We start from the raw sequence: 20,611 nt of genomic DNA, 5'->3' as shown, positions 1-20,611 counted from the left end.
GGCTCAGGCGTGGTTGACGTGCGAGCGGGCCCCCACGACCGGTGCCTGTTGGATGGGCACCGGCTGCGTGTGCGTCGCCCCGATTCCGAGCACGTCGGCGATGCGAGTCGCGACGGCATCGGGGTCGGTGAACAGCTGGAAGGCGTGCACACGCACGTAGTGCCAGCCGAGACGGCGGAGGATCTCGGGCCGCTCGCGCAACGACTCGCGCAGGCTCGACGCGACGAGCGTCGAGTCGGTCTCGATGGTGACGCAGACGCCGTCGTTCGCGCAGACGAGACCCAGCTTGCCGCGGTGCCCGAGAGCGACGGGGATCCCCCTGGCCTCGAGCCGACGGGCGAGGTCGACGAGCATCGGATCGGAGTCGTCGGGCACATGCTCGGCCGCCGTGCGGACCTGCACCTCGCTGAGGATCTCGGAGAGCGCCACGGTGCCGTGACCCATGCGGTCGGCATCGATGTGCGACGGCTGGAAGCAGGTGACGATCACCATCGAGCGGCGGGCCCGGGTCATGGCGACCGCGAGGAGCCGCTCGCCGCCGGGCTGACCCAGCGAGCCGAAGTCACTCAGCACACGGCCATGAGGTGTGCGACCGTAGCCGATCGAGAAGATGACGTGGTCGCGGCTCTGCGCGACGCTCTGCTCGAGGGTCGCGACGACGAAGGGCTCACGGCGATCGCCGATGACGAACTCCGTCAGGTCTTTGTGGCCGCTCACCGCGGTGAGAACGGCCTGCTGCACGCGGATGGCGTGCTTCGCACTGGCGGTGATGACCATCAGCGATTCGGCGGGGCGAGACCGGGCGTGCTCGAGCACGAGGGCCACGACGCGGTCGACCTCGGCGTCGACGCTCTCGACGGCGCCCGACTCGGGGTCGGGCACCGCGGTGCCGCCCGACACGTAGTCGAGGGCGATGCTGCCGTGCCCGAGGAAGCTGCCCGCCCAGGGCAGCGACTCGATGCGGCCGCCGTAGAACCGTCGGTTGACGAGCTCGGCCAGGTCTTCGCCGCCGGCGCGGTAGCTGCGGGTCAGCGACAGGGTGGGCAGTAGCGTCGACAGCCGGGCGAGGGCTGACTCTTCGTGCAGCTGCTCGAGACGGGACTCGGCGGTCGCGACGGCGTCGAAGTCGTCACCGGAATCAGGATCCGACGGCGCGCGCTTCGACACCCGGCTCGGCGTCTCGTCGACGTACGGCACGATCGCGATCGAGAAGTCGGACGGCGTCTCGGTCACGGGGTCGCCGAATGCGACGGTCTGCTTGCCACGGCGGATCGCGCCGACGTTCTCGGCGAGGGTCGTGGCCCCGGCGTCGACGAGAATCACCGTGTCGAAGGGCACGGTGTCGGCGATGCGGTGCACCTCGTAGGGAGAGGCGATCCACACCGGTGCGACCGAGCGTGAGAGGTGCGGGGCGGCGTCTTGCAGCATGCGACTGGAGACGTTCGGGTGCTGCAGCAGACGCTTGAGCTGCGCGGCCTCTTCGGGCCAGTCGACGAGACCGAGCTTCCAGTTCTCGGCGAGCTGCCATCCGAGCGACTGGGCGCTTCCGGCGGCGTGCGCCTCGTCGACGAGACGGAAGTCTGCTTCGAGCCGGTCGAGCATGCCGGTGTTGGCGCCGAGCAGTGCCCGATCGGCCTCGAGGAGCGACTCGAGAGCGGAGCGCCACCAGGCGAGCTCGAGCTCGGCGGCGACCTGCGCTTCGGGCACGTGCCGGTTGGCGAGGTCGGTGATCAGCGGCGAGAGCTCGAGGTCGCGCAGAGTCGTCATGAGCTCGGTGCGCTCCTGCAGGTTGCCGAGCACGTCGCTGTCGGCGGCCAGGACCTCGAGCTTCTGCTGCAGCTCGTCGATGCCGATGGCCTCGAGGAGGTCTTCGCCGGCGAGCCCGAGCGGCTTGTCGAGCTGCGCCAGGTCGTCGGCGACGTGGCGATAGAGCGAGATGGTGTCGGTGACTCCGGTCGGCACCTCGGGCGGGGTGCCGGCAGCGACGTAGCGCTGCCACAGGATGCGCTGCTGCTGCACGCGTTCGAGCGCCTCGTGGAGGTCGGCGACGTGCATGCCCGGCCGCACGTACTCACGGGCGAGTTTCTTCAGACGGCGGCGATCTCCGCCGGACATCTGCCCGTCGCGACGCCCCGAGGTCGCCTCAACGAGCTCGGCGACGCTGCGCTCGAAGACGACGGGGAGGAACTTGTCGAGGGTGTCGCGGACGTCGGCGAGTAGGCGCAGGTAGATGCCGAGTTCGTGGATGCTGACGAAGGGACGCATGCGCGTCGCGCCCACGACCTCGTTCGCCCGCTCGAGCAGGTGCGGCACGTCACGATGGAAGAGGTTCTTGGCCAGCTGGTGGGCCTGGCCGGCGGTGGGCCCGGATCCTGCGCCGTCGTCGAACCGCGCGCCGTACCAGGGCGAGTCGCCCGGCCCGTAGAGGAACTCGCCGAGGTTGGCCGCGTTGACCATGGTCTCGGCGACCCGACCGCGGCCCTCGACCATGGACTCGACACTCTTGCGGCTCAACCGGGCGGTGGTCGCCGGGGAGGCCGGGAGCAGCGCGAGACGCGCGAGCTCGGTCAGGCAGTCGAGAACCGAGACGCCGAGCACCGGGTCTTTGCGGCTGAGTGCACCGCGGTAGTCGACGAGCACCCGGCGCAGGCGCACGAGAGCGTCGTCGACCTCGGCCATGCCGGGCTGCTTGGCCTTCTCGTTGCGGCCGATGGCTCGGATCACATCGCGGCGCAGCGTGGTCGGAGAGACGGCGACACCGTTCAGGCCGATCTCGGTGAGGCGCGACGAGATGGCCCCGAGCGTGGCTCGGCGGGCGCTGACGACGAGCACGCGCTTGTTCTGTGCGACCAGCGTGCCGATGGTGTTGACGATCGTCTGGGTGCCACCGGTGCCCGGAAGCGTTTTGACCACGACGGAGTTGCCGGCGGTGATCTGCGCAACGACGTTCTCTTGCTCGGTGTCGGCATCGAGAAGAAGAGTGTCGGTCTCGGGGCTCCGCTCGTCTTGCGGAGTCGGCGAGACCGGGCGGTACGACGACCGGATCTGCTGCTGGGCACTGGGGTTGCCCGCCAGGGCGTCGAGCACGAGGTGTGAGAGGTCGCCCGCGTCTTCGACCATGGCGTCGGAGACCGCGGCGAAGGTCGAGACGACGAGTCGGGGCTGCACGGTGAAGCCGTCGAGGTGAGCGGTCAGTCCGCGCAGACGGTCGATGACGGGGTTCGGGGTGAAGGATCCCTCGCGGTCGGCGAGCGCGACGAAGGCCGGTGCGTCGAGCGTGATGCCGAACTGGTCGTGCAGCGCATCGGCCAGCGCCGGGTTCAGGAAAGGGGCGCCCAGGAGCTTGACCTCGAAGTCACGTCCGTGACGGCGGATCGCGAGGGGGCGCAGAAGGAGAGGGGCGCGGAAGGTATCGCCGGCGAACACCCATTGCGCGATGCCGATGGCGAGGTGCACCGCGTCGATGCCGCGGACGGTGGCCAGCTCGAGGCCCTTGGCGGCGATCTCGCCCGCGGCGATTCGGGCTGTGCGAAGGGCGAGGTCGTCGCGGATGAGGCTGGAGAGCAGCGTCGTCTTGCCCGTGATGAACTGCGCGAGGCCGCCGGGGTGGGTCGTGCTCAGCTCGATGCGTGTGCGGGGCGCGTCACGGAAATGCAGAAGGGTGGATTCACCGCCGACCGCATCGAGGCGGGCCCGCCAGCCCTCCCACACCGGGTCGGCGACGTTCCCGACCGCGAGGGAGGGATCGCCGAGACTCAGGGTGTGCGGTTGAGTCTGGCTCGACCCCGGGGTCGAGTCGGAGAGGGGCGGCAGACCGGAGTCGATTCCGTCGCCGTCGCCGTCAGTACTGTCGAGACGCCACACATATCGACCTTAAGCGGTGCGACCCGGGAATGTGGGGAGGACGAGCTGTTTTTCGTCAGACGAGACTCCTGCGCCGAGGGCTTGTGCGAGGCGACGTGATAACTCGTCGATGCTGCGCACACAGAGTCGAGCATCTTTCGCATAATGCATAAGCCTGTTACCGCAATGAAGACGCCGCTACATATCGATGTATGCCATGATATGCGCATATAGCCGGAGGGCCTCCGGCACATATCTGTCAGCACACGTCGAGAGTCAGTCATGCCATTCGAACAGAAGTACTCCCCCGACACGCGTGAGGCTTCGCTGGCCCGCGTGCTCGAGCGCCGCGAAGCCGAGCCGGGCAACCGCGCCATCATCCGCGAGACGGCCGACGAGTTCCAGGTCGGCGAGCAGTCGCTCCGCGGTTGGATCCGTGCACACGAGAAGGCCAACACCCCCGACCAGCCCGCCTCCGAAGCACCCGAGGTCGTCGAGACCGCCGCACCTCCCGTCGCAGCGGCCCCCGAGGCGCCGGCCGAGCCGCCGGTCCGACGAGGTCGCCCGAGTGCCGCCGCGTCGGCAGACGCGCGAGTGGCCGAGCTCGAGATCGAGGTCGCCAAACTGCGCCGTGACCGTGAGACCCTCAAGAGCGCCCTCGCCGTCCTGCTCTCGGACTAGTCTTCATCCACCGTCATCGACAAGGGGTACTCATGCCTGGCAAGTTCGTCCTCACCAAGACCGAAGACGGAGCCTTCCGCTTCGCCCTCGTCTCCACCACCGGGCAAGTGATCGCCACGAGCGAGAACTACAGCACCAAAGGCGCGGCACAGAACGGCATCGACTCCGTTCGCGATCACGCGACTGACGCCGTCGTCGACGACCAGACCGGGCGCGACCTCCTGCTCTAACCACGACGTCACCCCTCGAGATCGAGGGACTCTCGAACATCGCTGCGAGGCCAACCGCTAGCGTCGAGCCATGGCCTCGCCGTACGAGCGCATCCTGGGGGACGAACTCGACAATCTGCACCCGCGTCTGCGGGCGTACTTCGGCGCGATCCCCGAGGGGTCGGTCGGCCGGGGGCAGGGCACGTTCGACGTGGTGGGCACCCCGCGCCGGTGGCTGTGGCCGGCGCTGCGGATCCTGAGCCTTCAGGGCATCGCCTTCCCGGTCTGGGCCGCCGCCGTTCCCTTCGACGTCGAGAACCGCCCCGTGGTCGACGCAGCCGGACACACGGCAGTCGCCGCCGCACGGACCTTCCACTTCGGCCTTCGCCACGGCGGTACGCGCACCATGGTCGATGCCATCACGGCCGAGCCCGCGGGCCTCGTCGATCACCTCGGCCCATCACGTCTGCTGGGCGCGGAGCTCTCGGCGACCGTGCGAGACGGGTCGTTGCGACTGGATTCCCGTGGTCTCACCATTCGGGTCGGACGCCGCCGGGTGGCGCTCCCCCGCGCTCTCGCGCCGCGCGTCGCCCTCACCGAGCGCTTCGACGACGACGTCGACCGCCAGCACGTGACGGTGATCCTCTCGCTGCCACTCGTCGGCCGGGTCTACGAATACTCCGGCCACTTCGACTACGCCATCACCCTGGAAGAGGCACCATGACCGACCGCATCGTCATCGCCGGGGCTTCGGGCTTCATCGGCGACCACCTCGCCCGTGTGTTCCGCGCCGAAGGATCCGACGTGAAGCTGATCGGGCGCGCCGGCCCCGATGCGCGCTGGGGAGAGACCACCAGGATCCGGCAGCTCGTCGATGGAGCCGACCTCGTCATCAATATGGCCGGCAAGAGCGTCAACTGCCGCTACGGCGAGGCGAACCGGCGGGAGATCCTCCGGTCGCGCATCGAGACGACACGCGAGCTGGGCGAGGCGATCGCCGCGAGCGACAACCCGCCGCGACTGTGGCTGAACTCATCGACGGCGACCATCTACCGCCACGCCGAAGACCACCCGCAAACCGAGTCGACCGGCGAGATCGGCCGGGGCTTCTCGGTATCGATCGCCACGACCTGGGAGGACGAGTTCTTCTCGCGCGACCTGCCCGGCACCCGCCGCGTCGCGCTGCGCATGGCGATCGTGCTCGGCGATGGCAGCGCGCTCGTGCCTCTCATCAACCTCGCCCGCGCGGGCCTCGGCGGCCCTCAGCTCGACGGGCCGTGGCCGTCGACAGCGGCTCGACGCGAGGCCGGCACGTATCACGCGTTCGGTGCGGCGGGAGGGCGGCAGAAGTTCAGCTGGATCCACATCGACGACGTTGTCGGCAGCATCCGGTTTCTGCGCGAGCACGACGAGATCGAGGGCGTCGTCAACCTCGCCTCCCCGAACCCCAGCGACAACCGCACGATGATGCGCGATTTGCGCCATGCGCTCGGCGTCCCGTTCGGCCTGCCCGCGTTCCGGTGGATGCTCGAACTCGGCACGGCGGCGATCCGCACCGAGGTCGAGCTCGTGCTCAAGAGCCGCTGGGTCGTACCCGAGCGGCTGACCGCGGCCGGCTACGAGTTCGAGCATCCGTACCTCGACGAGACGCTCAAGTCGATCGTGGCGGAGCGGGCTGCGCGCGCCTGACGTTGCGGCTTGACTTGTGACGTAACGCGTATCGCGGACTCAGAGACCTGCCGCGGCAAGCCTGCGAGTCCGCGATACGTGGTGCGGCGTCAGGGTTGGCTAGAGAACGTCTTCGTCGACCCAGTCGAAGGTCTTCGTGACGGCCTTCTTCCAGAGGCGCATTTGGCGCTCACGCTCGGCGACGTCCATCGACGGCTCCCAGCGCTTCGACTCCTGCCAGTTAGCGCGGAGTTCGCCGAGGTTGGCCCAGAAGCCGACGGCGAGACCCGCAGCGTACGCGGCGCCGAGGGCGGTGGTCTCGGCAACGACGGGACGCACGACCGGAACGTTCAACAGGTCGGCCTGGAACTGCATAAGCGCATCGTTCGCGGTCATGCCGCCATCGACCTTGAGCTCGGTGAGGTCGACACCGGAGTCGGCGTTGACCGCGTCGAGCACCTCGCGGGTCTGGAATGCGGTCGACTCGAGAGCGGCACGCGCGATGTGGCCCTTGTTGACGTAGCGCGTGAGCCCCACGATCGCACCGCGGGCGTCGGAACGCCAGTACGGCGCGAACAGACCGGAGAACGCCGGCACGATGTAGACGCCACCGTTGTCGTCGACCGTCGTCGCGAGCGTCTCGACCTCGGGCGCCGACTTGATGATGCCGAGGTTGTCTCGAAGCCACTGGATGAGCGATCCGGTGACCGCGATGGATCCTTCGAGGGCGTAGTGCGGAGCCGCATCTCCGAGCTTGTAGCCGAGCGTGGTGAGCAGGCCGTTCTCGGAGTGGACGATCTCTTCGCCCGTGTTGAAAATGAGGAAGTTACCGGTGCCGTAGGTGTTCTTCGACTCGCCCTGGTCGAAGGCGGCCTGACCGAAGGTCGCCGCCTGCTGGTCGCCCAGGATGCCGGCGATTGGCACCTCGCGGAGAAGCGACGAGTCGCTCGCCATTCCGTAGACCTCGGACGACGACTTGATCTCGGGGAGCATGGAGGCCGGGACGCCGAACACGTCGAGGATGTCTTGACGCCACTGGAGCGTCTCGAGGTCCATGAAGAGGGTGCGCGAAGCGTTGGTGACGTCGGTGACGTGGACGCCGCCCTTGGTGCCACCGGTGAGGTTCCACAGCACCCAGGTGTCGGTGGTGCCGAACAGCAGGTCGCCGGCCTCGGCCTTCTCGCGGGCCCCGTCGACGTTGTCGAGGATCCACACGATCTTGGTTCCGGCGAAGTAGGTCGCGAGCGGCAGGCCGACGATCGGCTTGAAGCGCTCGACGCCGCCGTCTTTGGCGAGACGGTCGACGATCGACTGAGTGCGCGTGTCTTGCCAGACGATGGCGTTGTAGACGGGCTCGCCGGTGTTCTTGTCCCACACGACAGCGGTCTCGCGCTGGTTCGTGATACCGATCGCCTTGATGTCGTGGCGGGTGATGTTCGCCTTCGACAGCGCCTGGCCGATGACCTCGCGGGTGTTGTTCCAGATCTCTTTCGGGTCGTGCTCGACCCAGCCCGCACGGGGGAAGATCTGCTCGTGCTCGAGCTGACCCGTCGAGACGATCGACCCCGAGTGGTCGAAGATGATGGCCCTCGTCGAGGTGGTGCCCTGGTCGAGTGCGATGACGTATTCGCTCACTGCTAACTCCATTGTTGTGGGTGTGAGCCGCCGACTAGGCGACTGCGCGGGTCGGCGCACCTCTATCCAAGGTGAACCACCTTTGAAATTAGTGGAGCGTGCACGGTCGCTACCAGCATGTGCACGGATGTGCAGTGCCGAGCTGGTGGGAGCTGCCGGCGCGGAGCCGGAGCGCCGGTGACGTGAACATCCGTGCACCCGGGGCCTCTGTTCGCGCGCCCTACTTCCGAATTCTGAGTTCCGAATTCGAAGGAGATTTGTGGGGGCGACCCCGCCGGATCCTGATGTCTTCGCTGGCGGGCGGCGGTTTCTCCTTCGAATTCGGACAGCGACAGCTACCGTCGACGCGTGACGACGACCCTGCCCGCGGCCCACGAGCACGGCGCACCCCGCGACCCGGGCGCGCCCCGCGACCCGGCCGAAGCGCACGCGCACGGGCCGCGCCGCGCATCCCGCCGCCTGCTGGTCGCGGGGCTCATCGTCGTCGCAGCCCTCGCGCTCGTCCGGATCACCACCGCGACCCTGCCGGCCGGGATCCTGCCCGACCATCTACAAGACTTCGTCACTCTCACGCTGAGCGTCATCGTCGAGTCGATGCCGTTCGTGCTGCTCGGCATCGTGCTGTCGATCGTGGTGCAGGTGTGGCTGCCCGCTGGCTTCTTCGCTGCCTGGCTGCCGCGCAACCCCACCGCGAGGCGGGCCGTCATCTCGCTGCTCGGCGTCTTCCTGCCGGTGTGCGAGTGCGGCAATGTGCCTCTGGCACGCGGTCTCGTCGTGAAGGGCTTCTCGGTCTCCGACTCGATGACGTTCTTGATCGCCGCGCCCATCGTCAACCCGATCACGATCATCACGACTTACCAGGCGTTCGGGTGGAGCGACGGGATCCTCGTCTCGCGCGTTCTGGGTGGTTTCGTCGTCGCCAACCTGCTCGGCTGGCTCTACGCGAAGCAGCGCGACGAGCGGTCGCTGCTGACGGTGCAGTTCGACGCGGAGTGCAGGATCCCCGAGACCCCGCACGACCACCCGCACTCGCGACTCACGTCGTCTGCTGTGCTCTTCCGCCGCGAGATGTCGACCATGCTCCCCGCCCTCTTCGTCGGGGCCGCGATCGCTGGCGGTGTGCAGACGCTCGTGCCGAGATCGGTGCTGCTGGCTCTGGGGTCGAACCCGCTCTGGTCGATCCTCGCGATGATGGCGCTCGCCTTCGTCATCTCGATCTGCTCGAACGTCGACGCGTTCTTCGTGCTGCCGTTCGCATCGACGTTCTTGCCCGGATCGATCGTCGCGTTCCTCGTCTTCGGGCCGATCGTCGACATCAAGATGCTGACGCTGCTCCGCACCACGTATCGACCGGTCGTGCTGGTGCAGATCTCTCTCGTCGTGGCGCTGGTCGCCGCGGCGCTCGGGCTGGCGGTGAACGCCCTTGCCTAGGCTCTCGCTCGCTGCACTGAGTGCTCGGTGGCGCGGGGTCGCCCTCACGCTGATCATCGGCGTCACAACGCTGTGGCTCGCCGCGGCGGGTCAGCTCGTGCTCTACATCCACCCGAGGTACGTCGTGTTCACGGTCGTGCTGACGGTGATCGGGATGGCGCTGGCGCTGCTCGCACTGGCGCTGTCACCCGACGGTGATGACGAGCCTGGCCACGGTGGAGAGGACGCCCCGGCAGCCCAGCACGATGGAGCCGCAGGCGCAGCCGAGGGCGCAGCCGCAGGCGCGGAGTCACCCGCCCGCCGCAGCCGCATCCTCGGCACCGCGGGTCTCGTCGTCACGGCGGCCGTCGCGGCCAGCCTCGTCGTACTGCCTCCCGCAACACTCACCAGCGCCACCGCCGGCACTCGGGGTCTCGGTACGGCGGTCGTCACGACCTCGGGCGGCGATGCTCCCGCGACCGGCCCGACCTCGACGTATACGGTGCTCGACTGGGCGACGCGACTGCGCCAGTCGACCGACATCGGCACCTATGAGAACCAGTCGGTGGATGTGACCGGCTTCATCAGTCCCTCCCCCGACGACCCCGACAACTCGTTCTTCGTCACGCGCTTCGTCGTCACCTGCTGCGCCGTCGACGCCCAGCCGGTCGGCGTGCCCGTCTACGACCCGGGGTGGAGCAAAGACCTGAAGAAGAACCAGTGGGTCAGGATCCGCGGATCGTTTGCCACCAACCCCAGCACCGCGTCGTCGGCCCCGATCACCCTGGCACCCCGAACCCTCACGAAGATCGCCCAGCCCCGTGACCCGTACCTCTACTGACTTCGGTGCGGGCGGCACTGATGCCGACGAGGCCGCCCGCCACCTTTCGTTCGCCCGTGCGTTCACCGTCGTCGTGATCGTGCTGGCGCTCATCTGCACCGCCCTGGTCGTCGTGACCCAGAGCCGCGGACCCCGCCTGGACGAGACGCGCGTCGACGCCTCCGCGGTCACACAGCGGACCGACCAGCAGGCCCGGCTGTTCCTTAACGAGTCGGTGTCGACGGTGCGACCGAGCCAGGTGCGCATTACGCCGACGACGCCGTTCACCGTCTCGACTGCCGGCACGGTGGTCACCGTCCAGTTTTCCCGGCGGCTGCACTCGGCGACGAGGTACTCCGTGGCCGTTGACGGGGTGACGAGCATCTTCGGGTCGCGCGACGCCGACGTCGAGACGACGTTCACGACGGCGAACGCCGAGGTGCTGACGCTCGACCGGTCGGCCACCGCCGGTGGCGTCGATCGGATCGTCGAAGCCTCGGTGAACACGGTCGGGCGCGACGTCGTCTACGAGGCCCGGGGCATTCAGGCCTTCGCCTCGATCGGTACCGACCTCGTCGTCGCGGCCGACGACGGGGGCGCGTCGACCCTGTCGATCGTCGCCCGTGACGGAACCCGCGAAGACCTGCTCCTGCCCGGCCCCGGGCTCGTGCGGAGCCTGTCTCTGGACGCGCCCACCGGGATCCTCGTCTTCGGATTCACGGCCACGGGAGCCGCGCCCGACTCCGCCGAGCGGATCTACTCGATCGACCTCGCCGGCGTGCACCGAGCCGAGCCGCTCAGGGGTGCGGATCGACGCGCTCTCGTGGCTACCGCCTGGGGCATGACACCCGGGGCACCGGTAATCGTGTCGCGCGCCCCGGACGGAACCATCACGCGCGCCGATCTCGGACTCGAGGGCAAGACGACGACTGTCTCGGCTGACTCTCTGACGGTCGGCGAACGATCGCTGATCGAGTCGGCGGGCACGGTTCGCGCAGGATCCGACACGGCTCGCCTCGCGATCTCGGCCCGGTCGATCGTCGTCGGTTCGCGCACGCTCTACACGGCGCCCTCCAGCTCGCGGCTGTCGTCGCTGGACGTCTCGCCGAATGGCCAGTATCTGACGGTCGTGTCCGCTCCTGTCGGCGCTCGGTCGGATGGCGCGACCATCGCGCCGGCTCCCGTGGGGGCGACGACGCTCGTGCTCGACGCGGAGTCGGGTGCGCTCGTCGCGAGCTTCGCGGGGGCGTCGCTGCACTGGAACTAGCAGGCTGGAAGACGCCCTGCGGACCGGCGGACGCGCTGCGGCGCGTCGGGTGGTCCGCACGGCGTCTACCTGCAGCGACCGCAGCGCCAGCCGCTACGACCGGGCGCGCGGCGCCAACCGTTCCAGCTGCGTCACGTGCGACGGGTTCAGCTCCTCGAGCGAATTCACGCCGAGCAGCCGCATGGTGCGAGCGACTTCGGTCGACAGGATCTCGATCATGCGGTCGACTCCCTCGCGACCACCGGCCATCAGCCCGTACAGGTAGGCGCGGCCGACGAGCGTGAACCTGGCACCCAGCGCGATCGACGCGACGATGTCGGCACCCGACATAATTCCGGTATCGACCCAGACCTCGGCGTCGGCGCCCACCTCGCGCACCACCTCGGGCAGAGTGTGGAACGGGATCGGGGCCCGGTCGAGCTGACGTCCGCCGTGGTTCGACAGGATCAGGCCGTCGACCCCGAGCTCGGTGACGCGTTTGGCATCGTCGAGCGTCTGGATGCCCTTGACGACCAGCTTGCCAGGCCATTGCGACTTGATCCAGGCCAGGTCGTCGTAGGTGACGGTCGGGTCGAACATGGTGTTCAGGAGCTCGGCGACAGTGCCCGACCAGCGGTCGAGCGACGCGAACGCCAGCGGCTCGGTAGTGAGGAAGTCGACCCACCACCAGGGGCGCGGCAGCGCATCGATGATCGTGCGGGGCGTTAGCGACGGCGGGATCGTCATGCCGTTGCGGGAGTCACGGAGGCGAGCGCCGGCGACCGGCACGTCGACGGTCACGAGCAGCGTGTCGAATCCGGCCTTGGCCGCGCGCTCAACGAGAGCCATCGAGCGGTCGCGGTCCTTCCACATGTACAGCTGGAACCAGTTGCGGCCGTTCGGAGCGGCCTCGGCCACGTCTTCGACAGACGCGGTGCCCATCGTCGAGAGCGAGAACGGGATGCCAGCAGCCGCCGCCGCGGTGGCCCCGGCCTTCTCGCCCTCGGTCTGCATCATGCGGGTAAAGCCGGTCGGCGCGATGCCGAATGGCTGCTCGACGCGCTTACCGAGGACGTCCCATCCGGTGTCGACGTGGGCGACGTCGCGGAGGATCGCCGGGTTGAACTGCACGTCGCGGAATGCCTGCCGGGCTCGGCGCAGCGAGATCTCGGCCTCGGCGGAACCGTCGGTGTAGTCGAACGCGGCAGTCGGCGTGCGCCGCTTCGCGATCCTCCGGAGGTCTTCGATCGTGAGGGCCTCGCGCAGCCGCTTCGCCTTCAGGTCGAAGGTGGGCTTCTTGAACTGCATCAGCGGCGCGAGGTCGTGGAAGCGAGGAATGCGGCGTTCAACCATGGGTCAGGACCTTTCGGAGGGGAGAGAGACGGTGGCCGGGTGGAAGCGGACGGGTGGAAAGGCCGTGCGCACGAGCGACCGCAGAGATTCGAGACTGCCCGAGACGAGCCCGGCGGCGCGAGCCTGCACGAGGATGTTGCCGAGCGCCGTGGCCTCGATCGGACCGGCGAGAACCGTGCGGCCGGTGCGATCCGCCGTGAGCTGGCAGAGCAGCGAATTCTGCGAGCCTCCGCCGACGATGTGGACCGTCGTGATGGTGCGCCCCGAGAGACGCTCGGCCTCGTCGAGAGTGTCGGCATAAGCCGCAGCCAGCGACTCGAGGATGCTGCGGACGCACTCGGCCCGCGTCGAGGGCGCCGCGACGCCGTGTTCATCGCACCAGTCGCGGATCCTTCGGGGCATGTCTCCGGGTGGGGTGAAGCGCTCGTCGGCCGCATCGAATACAGCGACCGGAGTGGTGACCTCGGCCGCCGCGGCGAGGAGCGAGGCAAGGTCGGACGACCGGGTGGCGTCGGTCGATGAACCGCCCGACGCGAAAGCCCAGGTGCGCATCGACTCGCTGAGCAGCCAGAGCCCCGAGATGTTCTTCAAGAATCGGATGCGCGCGTCGACACCGCCCTCATTGGTGAAATTGGCGGATCGAGCGGCCTCGGTCATGACCGGCTGCTCGAGCTCGAGGCCGACGAGCGACCAGGTACCGCTCGAGATGTAAGCGGAGTGCTCGTCGAGAAGAGGTGCCCCGACCACGGCCGACGCGGTGTCGTGCGAGCCGACGGCCGTGACCGGCACAGCCCGCCCGCCGCCGATGTCGCGCGCGAGGTCGGGCAAGAGCCCGCCCACAGCTGCCCCCGGATCGATGAGCGGGGCGAACAGGGTGCTGGGGAGCCCGAGGGTGTCGACGAGACGAGGATCCCAGTCTCCCGTGGCCGCCGAGCTCAGCCCGGTGGTCGACGCGTTCGTCCGCTCGGTCACGTCGACGCCGGTCAACCACCGGTTGATGAGGTCGGGAATGAGCAGGGCCCGGTCGGCGAATGCCAGGGTTCCGGCGGCACGATCGGCGGCGAGCTGGAACACGGTGTTGAACGGCAGGTGCGCGAGGCCCGTGCGGCGGTAGAGCTCGACGGCCGGCACCGCGCGATGCACGTCGACGACGCCCGCTGCGCTCCGCTCGTCGCGGTAGTGGTATGGCAGGCCGACGAGTCGCCCCTGCCGCAGGAGGCCGTAGTCGACCGCCCACGAGTCGACGCCGATCGACGCGACGTCGGGTGCTATACGGAGGGCCTGCGCCAAGCCGTCGTGGATCGATGCCCAGAGTCCGAGGACGTCCCAGTGCAGTCCCGTCTGCCCCTCCCCCTCGGCGATCGACACCGGGCGGTTGGCGAAGCGCGCCACGTGCTGCAATCGCACCGACGCGCCGTCGACGTGCCCGAGCATCACCCGACCGCTGGTCGCGCCCAGGTCGACGGCGGCGACGGTGCCGGTGCCGGTGCCGGTGGTCATCACAGTCGTCCCGTCATCGCAGGAACGCCGCGGCGACACCCGCGTCGACCGGGATGTGCAGCCCCGTGGTGTGCGACAGGTCACCCGCCGTCAAGACGAAGACGGCGTTGGCTACGTGCTCCGGCAGCACCTCGCGTTTGAGCAGAGTGCGCTGGGCGTAGTAGGCACCGAGCTCTTCCTCAGGCACCCCGTAGACGGCAGCGCGCTTCGCCCCCCACCCGCCGGCGAAGATGCCCGAACCGCGCACAACACCGTCGGGGTTGATGCCATTGACCTTGACTCCGTACTCCCCCAGCTCAGCGGCCAGGAGGCGGACCTGGTGCGCCTGATCGGCCTTCGTCGCCGAATACGCGATGTTGTTCGGGCCGGCGAACACCGAGTTCTTCGACGAGATGTAGACGATGTCGCCACCGAGCTGCTGCGCCATTAGGACTCGCGCGGCGGCACGGGAGACCAGGAAAGACCCCTTCGCCATCACGTTGTGCTGAAGATCCCAGTCGGCGACGGTGGTCTCGAGCAGCGACTTCGACAGTGAGAGACCGGCGTTGTTCACCACAAGATCCAGCCCCCCAAACGCCAGAAGTGCCTCGTCGATACCGCGGGCGACCTCGTCTTCGCTGGTGACGTTCGCCTGGATGCCGATCGCGACATCGGTCCCGCCGAGCTCGGCGGCGGCGGCCCGGGCTTTCTCGAGGTCGAGGTCGGCTATGACGACGCAGGCGCCCTCCGCGGCGAGACGCGTGGCGATCGCCTTGCCGATACCTGAAGCGGCACCGGTCACGAGAGCAATGCGCGACGCGAGCGGCTTCGGAGCCGGTCGACGCTGGAGCTTCGCCTCCTCGAGCGACCAGTACTCGATCCGGAACTTCTCGCTCTCGTCAATCGGCGCGTACGACGAGATGGCCTCGGCGCCCCGCATGACGTTGATCGCATTGAGGTAGAACTCCCCCGCGACGCGAGCGGTCTGCTTATCGGCGCCGTAGCTGAACATGCCGACGCCGGGAATCAGCACGATGGCCGGATCCTGACCCCGGATCGCCGGCGAATCCGACGTCGCGTACCGGTCGTAGTACGCCTGGTAATCGGCGCGGTACTCATCGTGCAGCGTGGTGAATCGTTCGAGCGAGTCCTCGACCGACGCGGTCGGCGGCAGGTCGAGCACCATGGGCTTGACCTTGGTGCGCAGGAAGTGGTCGGGGCAGGAGGTGCCAAGGGCGGCGAGACGAGGGTGCTCGGCTCGGCTCAGGAACTCCAGGATCCGCGGGTCGTCGCTGAAATGCCCAATCTGGGCACGGTCGGTCGACACCAGCCCCCGCAGCGCCGGCGCCAATGCGGCCGCCCGCTCGCGGCGAGCCGACGCCTCGAGTGCGCCGTAGCCCTCGAGCTCGGCGCCGAAAGGCTCTGCCTTACCGTTCGCCTCGATGTACTTCGTGGCGGTCTCGATGATCCAGAGCGAGTTCGCCTCGGCCTGGTGGGATGTGTCGCCCCACGCCGTGATGCCATGGCCGCCGAGGATCGTGCCGATCGCGTCGGGGTTCTGGGCCTTGATGTCGGCGATGTCCTGCCCGAGCTGCCAGCCGGGACGACGCCACGGCACCCAGACGACCTTCGACCCGAAAATCCGCTTCGTCAGAGCCTCGCCGTCGACGGCGGTCGCGATGGCGATACCGGCGTCGGGGTGGAGATGATCGACGTGCCGGGCGTCGACGAGGCCGTGCATGGCCGTGTCGATCGATGGGGCGGCGCCGCCCTTGCCGTGCAATGTGTAGTCGAACGCCTCGACCATTTCATCTTCGTGCTCGACACCGCGGTAGACGCCGGCGAGCGCCCGGAGACGATCGAGGCGGAGCACGGCGAGGCCTTTCTCGGTGAGGGTTCCGAGATCGCCGCCGGAGCCCTTCACCCAGAGTAGCTCGACCGGCTCACCCGTCGCCGGGTCGATCGCGGTCGCCTTCGCGGAAGTATTGCCTCCCGCGTAGTTCGTGTTCCGCGGATCCTTGCCGAGGCGGTTCGATCGGGCGATGAGGTCGGCGGCAGCGGTCGTCATGGCGGTCGCTTCTGTTCCGATCATGGTTCAGGCGCTCCAGCTCAGTTGCTTGCCACCGACGCGCTCGGCGGCGATCTTCTGCTGGTGGCCGGATTCGGCGTAGGTCGCCATCGGGTCGCGCGGCAGGCCGCGCGATTCGCGCCAGTCGGCGAGGGCGGGGCGCACATCGGTGTAGAAGGCATCCATCAGCACCTGGTTGGCACCGAGCACATCGTGCTCTGCCTGGGCCGCGGCAAGCGCCGGCCGATCGACGAGCAGGGCGCGCGCCGTCATCTCTTGGACGTTGAGCACCGACCGCATCTGGCCGGGGATCTTGTCTTCGACGTTATGGCACTGGTCGAGCATGAACTGCACGGGCGAGTCGACGTCCAGCCCTCCGCCGTTGACCACCTCGAACAGGATGCGGAACAACTGGAACGGATCGGCCGCACCGACGATGAGGTCGTCGTCGGCGTAGAAGCGCGAGTTAAAGTCGAACGAGCCGAGTTTGCCGAGGCGCAGCAACTGCATGACGATGAACTCGATGTTGGTGCCCGGAGCGTGGTGGCCGGTGTCGAGGCAGGTGTAAGCCTGCGGGCCGAGAGCGCTGACCTGGGCGAAGCTGGTGCCCCAGTCGGGAACATCGGTGTGATAAAAAGCCGGTTCGAAGAACTTGTACTCGAGCACGAGACGCTGCTCGCCGCTCAACCCCGCGTAGATCTCGGCGAGCGAGTCGGCGAGGTGGTCCTGCCGCTGGCGCAGGCTGTCTTGGCCGGGATAGTTGGTGCCGTCGGCGAGCCAGATCTTGAGGTCTCTCGACCCGGTCTCGGTCATGATCTCGAGGCAGCGAAGGTGGTGGTCGATGGCCTTGCGGCGGACCGCAGGATCCGAATGGGCCAGACTTCCGAACTTGTAGTCGTCGTCTTGGAAGGTGTTGCTGTTGACCGTGCCGAGCTGCACCCCTAGCCCCTCGGCGTGGGACTTGAGGGCAGCCCAGTCGTCGACCAGATCCCACGGGATGTGCAGGGCGACCGCCGGAGCGAGCCCGGTCAGCTCGTTCACCTTGGCCGCGTCAGCGATCTTCTCCTGGGGCGTTCGGGGAGTGCCGGGGGTGCCGAACACCTTGAAGCGGGTGCCCGAATTGCCGAACGCCCAGGAGGGGAGTTCGATGCCCTGCCGTTCGAGGACGGGGGTGATTGCGGCGAAGGTTGTCATGCCGGTTCTCCTTGGTGCGAGATGGTCGTTGAAAATCGATGGAGCGATGGGGATGGAGCGGGTGTGGCATCTAGATCTGTGTGAACGGCACCCCGAGCAATCCGGCCGCGGCCTTGATGTCGTCGGCCCGGTGCCCGATCGCGAGCGACCAGTGGTGGCCTGTGCCCGTCGCCGACCACTCGTCGACCCACTCCCCGGGATCGCGACCGAAGTCGACCCTCGAAGTGGTGTTGCCGATGGCGAGCAGCGGCCCGGGAACGACCTCGCCCTCCGAGACGATGAACCGGAAGCGGCCATCGAAATCCTGACCGAGGGAAAACAGCGTGACCGGGCCCTGCCGCACGTCGAACTCGACGCTGACGCCCTTGCCCGCCTTGCCGTGATAGACACCCAGGCCCCGCAGCAGCGGGTCACGCGCGCTGACGGCCAGATGCGCCGGGCCGTCATGGCCCATCTCGACGACGTCGTCCTCGAAGTTCAAGCCCTGGATCTCGGTGAAGGATCCGCCTGCGCCCATCGTCTGAGTCGCCAGCATCGCGATACTCGTGCGGAGCTCGTACTCGCCGACCACCGGAATTCCCCGTGCGGTCAGGAGCGACGCTCCGAGGATCATTCCGGCGCCGAGCTGCTCATACACGTCATCACCGACGCCGCGATGGTAATAGGCGAGCGAGTCGAGCTCGAAGTCGTCGGTGAGTCGGTCGAGGCCGACTGAGACGCGGGCACTCCATTCGAGATCGGCCTCGGCCACTGTCGAGTCCATCGTGAAGACCTCGTGGGCGAGAGCGACCCGGTCGGCGACCTCGGCCTCGGTGACCTGCTCGACGCGGGCACGGAGATCGTCGAACTCGACCACCTCGACGTGCGAGCCGAACTGCGTGGAGACGAGAGTCAGGTCCGTCGAGACGTCGAGCATCCCCGGATAGAGGTGCCCCATGAGTCCGTGACGGGCGTTGCGGAGGGCGCCTCGGACGGCAGCGGCGGTGATCCAGCGCCCGATCCGCTCCCAGGCGGACTCCTGGCGCAACCATCCGCTCACCGATTGGAACGGGATGCCCGCTCGACGGAACACGTTGGCTACCTCGGGCACAGCGCACTGGCCGCAGTAGGCCAGCCACTCACCCGTTCCGAACATGGCGTGGTCCATCTTCTCGGTCGGCTGCAGATCGATCACGAGCACGGGCGTCTGGGTCCGCCGGGCGATCGGCAGCACCATCGACGACGTGAGGTACGTAGTCAGGAACATCACGATGACGTCGCAGTCGCCGATCCGGAGTTGCTCGGCGGCACGATTCGCATCCTGCGCATCCGAGATGAAGCCCACGTCGACAACCGCGGCGTCGAGGGCGGCGAAGCGCTCCGCCACGTACTTCGTCGACTCCTGCAGCTGCGGAAGCAATGTCGGGAACTGCGGCCAATAGGTGCCGAGCCCGCCGGCGATCAGGCCGACCTTCGGCTTGCGTCGGGGTCGGGGGGCGAGAAGCCGGGAGACTTCGGGCGTCAGGCTCATGAGGGTGCGGGCTCCTCCGACTCGGAAAGCGAGTCGAGTTGGGTTTCGAGATGGAAGATCGAGGTGAGCTGCTCGGTGGGGTTGTCGGCGTCGACGAAGAACGGGGCCATGTCGCGCTGCCAGCGCGCGTTGACGTCGGTGGCGGCCATGGCCTCGGAGGAGGCGTCGAAGTCGTCGGTCAGGAGATACCCGATCACGAGGCCCTTGCCGTCGGAGAAGAGGGAGTAATCCCGCCACCCGGTCTCGGCGAGAGCCCTCAGCATCTCGGGCCAGACGCTGGCATGGCGGCGTTCGTATTCGGGGAGCTGTTCGGGCTTGACTCGGAGGACGAAGCAGATGCGTTGCACGGGAGTTGTTCCTTCCGCCTTCTGGAGCCCGGGCCCACGCGTGATACGGGGGCCCGGGACGGGATCAGAAGTCGTAGTCGTCGATGTTCGCCGAGGTGAACTCGGTCGGCGGCCCCACGATGACGGTGTTGTCAGCGCCGACCTTCAGGGTTCCGAGTTCGCCGGCCTTGAAGGAGTCGCCCTCCTTGCCCGTGATCGTTCCCGCGACGAGCGCCTTCGCCGCGTAGACGGTGGCGGTGCCGATCTTGGAGGGATCCCAGAGTGCGAACTCCTTCACGGTCCCGTCTTTCACGTACTTGCGCATCTGGTTCGGCAGACCAAGACCCGTGAGAACGACCTTGCCCTTGTACGACGACGTCGAGAGGTACCGGGCCGTGGCCGCGATGCCGACCGTCGTCGGCGAGATGATGCCTTTGAGGTTGGGGTACGACTGGAGCAGACCCTGGGCGGCCTGGAACGAGGTGGTGTCGTCGTCGTTGCCATAGACCGTGGTGACCAATTTGATCTTGGAGTACTTGGAGTTCGAGGCGAGCTCGTCCTTCATGTACTTGATCCAGGCGTTCTGATTCGTGGCGTTGGCCGTGGCCGACAGAATCGCGATGTCACCCTCGTAGTTGATCTGCTCCGCCATCTGCTTCAGCTCGACGAGACCGACGTCTTTCGCGACGACCTGGTTGATGAAGAGGCTTCGGCACGACTTGGCAGTGTCGGAGTCGAAGGTGATGATCTTCGCTCCCCCGGCCTTGGCCTGGTTGAGCGCCGAGCAGACCGCGTTGGGGTCATTGGCTGCGATCGCGATCACGTCGGTGTGCTTCTGCGTCAGGGTGTTGATGTAGCTCACCTGCGACGAGGCGCTGGCCGTGTTCGGGCCGACGACGGAGTAGGTGTCGCCGGTCGCCTTGGCCGCCTTCTCTCCGCCGCCGAGTTCGACGTCGGTATAGGGGTTGTTGAGCTGCTTGGGCACGAAGGCGATGCTGATCTTCTTGTTAGCGTCTCCTGAGCCTCCGCCCGACGAGGTGCCGGCGCAGCCCGCGAGCAACCCGAGGGCGGCCGTGGCGGCGATTGCCGTGACGAGGATCTTTCGCGCCGAAGGCGCGGATCCTCGGGGTGTGTGATTGGACAACTTCATCGTTTTTCCTCTCTTGGTG

The 20,611-nt window shown here is 67.9% G+C and carries 16 protein-coding genes; 7 read left to right on the top strand and 9 right to left on the bottom strand.

Features of this window, described 5'->3' with window-relative positions:
- Window positions 1–3: 3 nt before the first annotated feature.
- A complete protein-coding gene (locus ITJ49_RS00570; protein ID WP_370544316.1) occupies window positions 4–3,864 on the bottom strand; it encodes an AAA family ATPase in 3,861 nt (1,286 codons plus the stop codon).
- Between the two features lie 261 nt (window positions 3,865–4,125).
- Here ITJ49_RS00570 and ITJ49_RS00565 point away from each other — a divergent pair, with 261 nt between their 5' ends.
- The 4 genes from ITJ49_RS00565 (at window position 4,126) to ITJ49_RS00550 (ending at window position 6,422) form a co-directional block, all read left to right on the top strand.
- A complete protein-coding gene (locus ITJ49_RS00565; protein ID WP_194600250.1) occupies window positions 4,126–4,524 on the top strand; it encodes a hypothetical protein in 399 nt (132 codons plus the stop codon).
- 32 nt (window positions 4,525–4,556) lie between these two features.
- The gene (locus tag ITJ49_RS00560; protein WP_055963565.1) at window positions 4,557–4,754 is read left to right on the top strand and encodes a YegP family protein; all 198 of its coding nucleotides are present in this window, start codon (window positions 4,557–4,559) and stop codon (window positions 4,752–4,754) included.
- 70 nt (window positions 4,755–4,824) lie between these two features.
- The gene (locus tag ITJ49_RS00555) at window positions 4,825–5,457 is read left to right on the top strand and encodes a DUF4166 domain-containing protein (protein ID WP_194600248.1); all 633 of its coding nucleotides are present in this window, start codon (window positions 4,825–4,827) and stop codon (window positions 5,455–5,457) included.
- Complete coding sequence (locus ITJ49_RS00550; protein WP_194600246.1) at window positions 5,454–6,422, top strand: epimerase; 969 nt, start codon at window positions 5,454–5,456, stop codon at window positions 6,420–6,422. The genes ITJ49_RS00555 and ITJ49_RS00550 overlap by 4 nt, the downstream gene beginning before the upstream one ends.
- Window positions 6,423–6,521: 99 nt before the next feature.
- On the opposite strand, the gene glpK is transcribed toward ITJ49_RS00550, so the two are convergent.
- On the bottom strand, window positions 6,522–8,036 hold the full coding sequence (gene glpK / locus ITJ49_RS00545; protein WP_055963569.1) for a glycerol kinase GlpK: 1,515 nt from the start codon (window positions 8,034–8,036) through the stop codon (window positions 6,522–6,524).
- A gap of 348 nt (window positions 8,037–8,384) precedes the next feature.
- Here glpK and ITJ49_RS00540 point away from each other — a divergent pair, with 348 nt between their 5' ends.
- The 3 genes from ITJ49_RS00540 to ITJ49_RS00530 are packed head-to-tail and all read left to right on the top strand — an operon-like array spanning window position 8,385 to window position 11,533.
- Window positions 8,385–9,467 carry a permease gene (locus ITJ49_RS00540; RefSeq protein WP_370544315.1) on the top strand — a complete coding sequence of 361 codons (1,083 nt, stop codon included), beginning with the start codon at window positions 8,385–8,387 and terminating at the stop codon, window positions 9,465–9,467.
- Window positions 9,460–10,287 carry a TIGR03943 family protein gene (locus ITJ49_RS00535; protein ID WP_228513883.1) on the top strand — a complete coding sequence of 276 codons (828 nt, stop codon included), beginning with the start codon at window positions 9,460–9,462 and terminating at the stop codon, window positions 10,285–10,287. The genes ITJ49_RS00540 and ITJ49_RS00535 overlap by 8 nt, the downstream gene beginning before the upstream one ends.
- Window positions 10,268–11,533 carry a hypothetical protein gene (locus tag ITJ49_RS00530; protein ID WP_194600244.1) on the top strand — a complete coding sequence of 422 codons (1,266 nt, stop codon included), beginning with the start codon at window positions 10,268–10,270 and terminating at the stop codon, window positions 11,531–11,533. Before ITJ49_RS00535 ends, ITJ49_RS00530 begins: the two co-directional genes overlap by 20 nt.
- 93 nt (window positions 11,534–11,626) lie before the next feature.
- On the opposite strand, the gene ITJ49_RS00525 is transcribed toward ITJ49_RS00530, so the two are convergent.
- The 7 genes from ITJ49_RS00525 to rhaS form a co-directional block, all read right to left on the bottom strand.
- Complete coding sequence (locus ITJ49_RS00525) at window positions 11,627–12,865, bottom strand: alpha-hydroxy acid oxidase (RefSeq protein ID WP_194600242.1); 1,239 nt, start codon at window positions 12,863–12,865, stop codon at window positions 11,627–11,629.
- A gap of 3 nt (window positions 12,866–12,868) precedes the next feature.
- Window positions 12,869–14,365, bottom strand: a complete 1,497-nt coding sequence (locus tag ITJ49_RS00520; RefSeq protein WP_194600240.1) for a rhamnulokinase family protein — start codon at window positions 14,363–14,365, stop codon at window positions 12,869–12,871.
- Window positions 14,366–14,378: 13 nt separating this feature from the next.
- The gene (locus ITJ49_RS00515; protein WP_194600237.1) at window positions 14,379–16,412 is read right to left on the bottom strand and encodes a bifunctional aldolase/short-chain dehydrogenase; all 2,034 of its coding nucleotides are present in this window, start codon (window positions 16,410–16,412) and stop codon (window positions 14,379–14,381) included.
- A 27-nt stretch (window positions 16,413–16,439) separates the two neighbouring features.
- Entirely contained in the window at window positions 16,440–17,606 is a 1,167-nt protein-coding gene (rhaI, locus tag ITJ49_RS00510; protein WP_194600235.1) for an L-rhamnose isomerase, read from the bottom strand.
- A 70-nt stretch (window positions 17,607–17,676) separates the two neighbouring features.
- Window positions 17,677–19,116: an L-fucose/L-arabinose isomerase family protein gene (locus ITJ49_RS00505; protein ID WP_194600233.1), complete on the bottom strand. Its 1,440-nt coding sequence runs from the start codon at window positions 19,114–19,116 to the stop codon at window positions 17,677–17,679.
- Entirely contained in the window at window positions 19,113–19,463 is a 351-nt protein-coding gene (locus ITJ49_RS00500) for an L-rhamnose mutarotase (protein ID WP_194600231.1), read from the bottom strand. The genes ITJ49_RS00505 and ITJ49_RS00500 overlap by 4 nt, the downstream gene beginning before the upstream one ends.
- A gap of 64 nt (window positions 19,464–19,527) precedes the next feature.
- Window positions 19,528–20,592: a rhamnose ABC transporter substrate-binding protein gene (gene rhaS / locus ITJ49_RS00495; protein ID WP_194600229.1), complete on the bottom strand. Its 1,065-nt coding sequence runs from the start codon at window positions 20,590–20,592 to the stop codon at window positions 19,528–19,530.
- Window positions 20,593–20,611 lie beyond the last annotated feature (19 nt).

Source organism: Frondihabitans sp. VKM Ac-2883, assembly GCF_015350875.1.
GTDB lineage: Bacteria > Actinomycetota > Actinomycetes > Actinomycetales > Microbacteriaceae > Frondihabitans.
The sequence above is the reverse complement of the archived record's forward strand: the minus strand, read 5'-3'. Positions and strand labels throughout refer to the sequence as shown.

Coding starts and splice junctions, on each gene's coding strand:
- ITJ49_RS00565 (WP_194600250.1), top strand. CDS start 4,126: ATGCCATTCGAACAGAAGTACTCCCCCGACACGCGTGAGGCTTCGCTG.
- ITJ49_RS00560 (WP_055963565.1), top strand. CDS start 4,557: ATGCCTGGCAAGTTCGTCCTCACCAAGACCGAAGACGGAGCCTTCCGC.
- ITJ49_RS00555 (WP_194600248.1), top strand. CDS start 4,825: ATGGCCTCGCCGTACGAGCGCATCCTGGGGGACGAACTCGACAATCTG.
- ITJ49_RS00550 (WP_194600246.1), top strand. CDS start 5,454: ATGACCGACCGCATCGTCATCGCCGGGGCTTCGGGCTTCATCGGCGAC.
- ITJ49_RS00525 (WP_194600242.1), bottom strand. CDS start 12,865: ATGGTTGAACGCCGCATTCCTCGCTTCCACGACCTCGCGCCGCTGATG.
- ITJ49_RS00520 (WP_194600240.1), bottom strand. CDS start 14,365: ATGACCACCGGCACCGGCACCGGCACCGTCGCCGCCGTCGACCTGGGC.
- ITJ49_RS00515 (WP_194600237.1), bottom strand. CDS start 16,412: ATGACGACCGCTGCCGCCGACCTCATCGCCCGATCGAACCGCCTCGGC.
- rhaI (WP_194600235.1), bottom strand. CDS start 17,606: ATGACAACCTTCGCCGCAATCACCCCCGTCCTCGAACGGCAGGGCATC.
- ITJ49_RS00505 (WP_194600233.1), bottom strand. CDS start 19,116: ATGAGCCTGACGCCCGAAGTCTCCCGGCTTCTCGCCCCCCGACCCCGA.
- rhaS (WP_194600229.1), bottom strand. CDS start 20,592: ATGAAGTTGTCCAATCACACACCCCGAGGATCCGCGCCTTCGGCGCGA.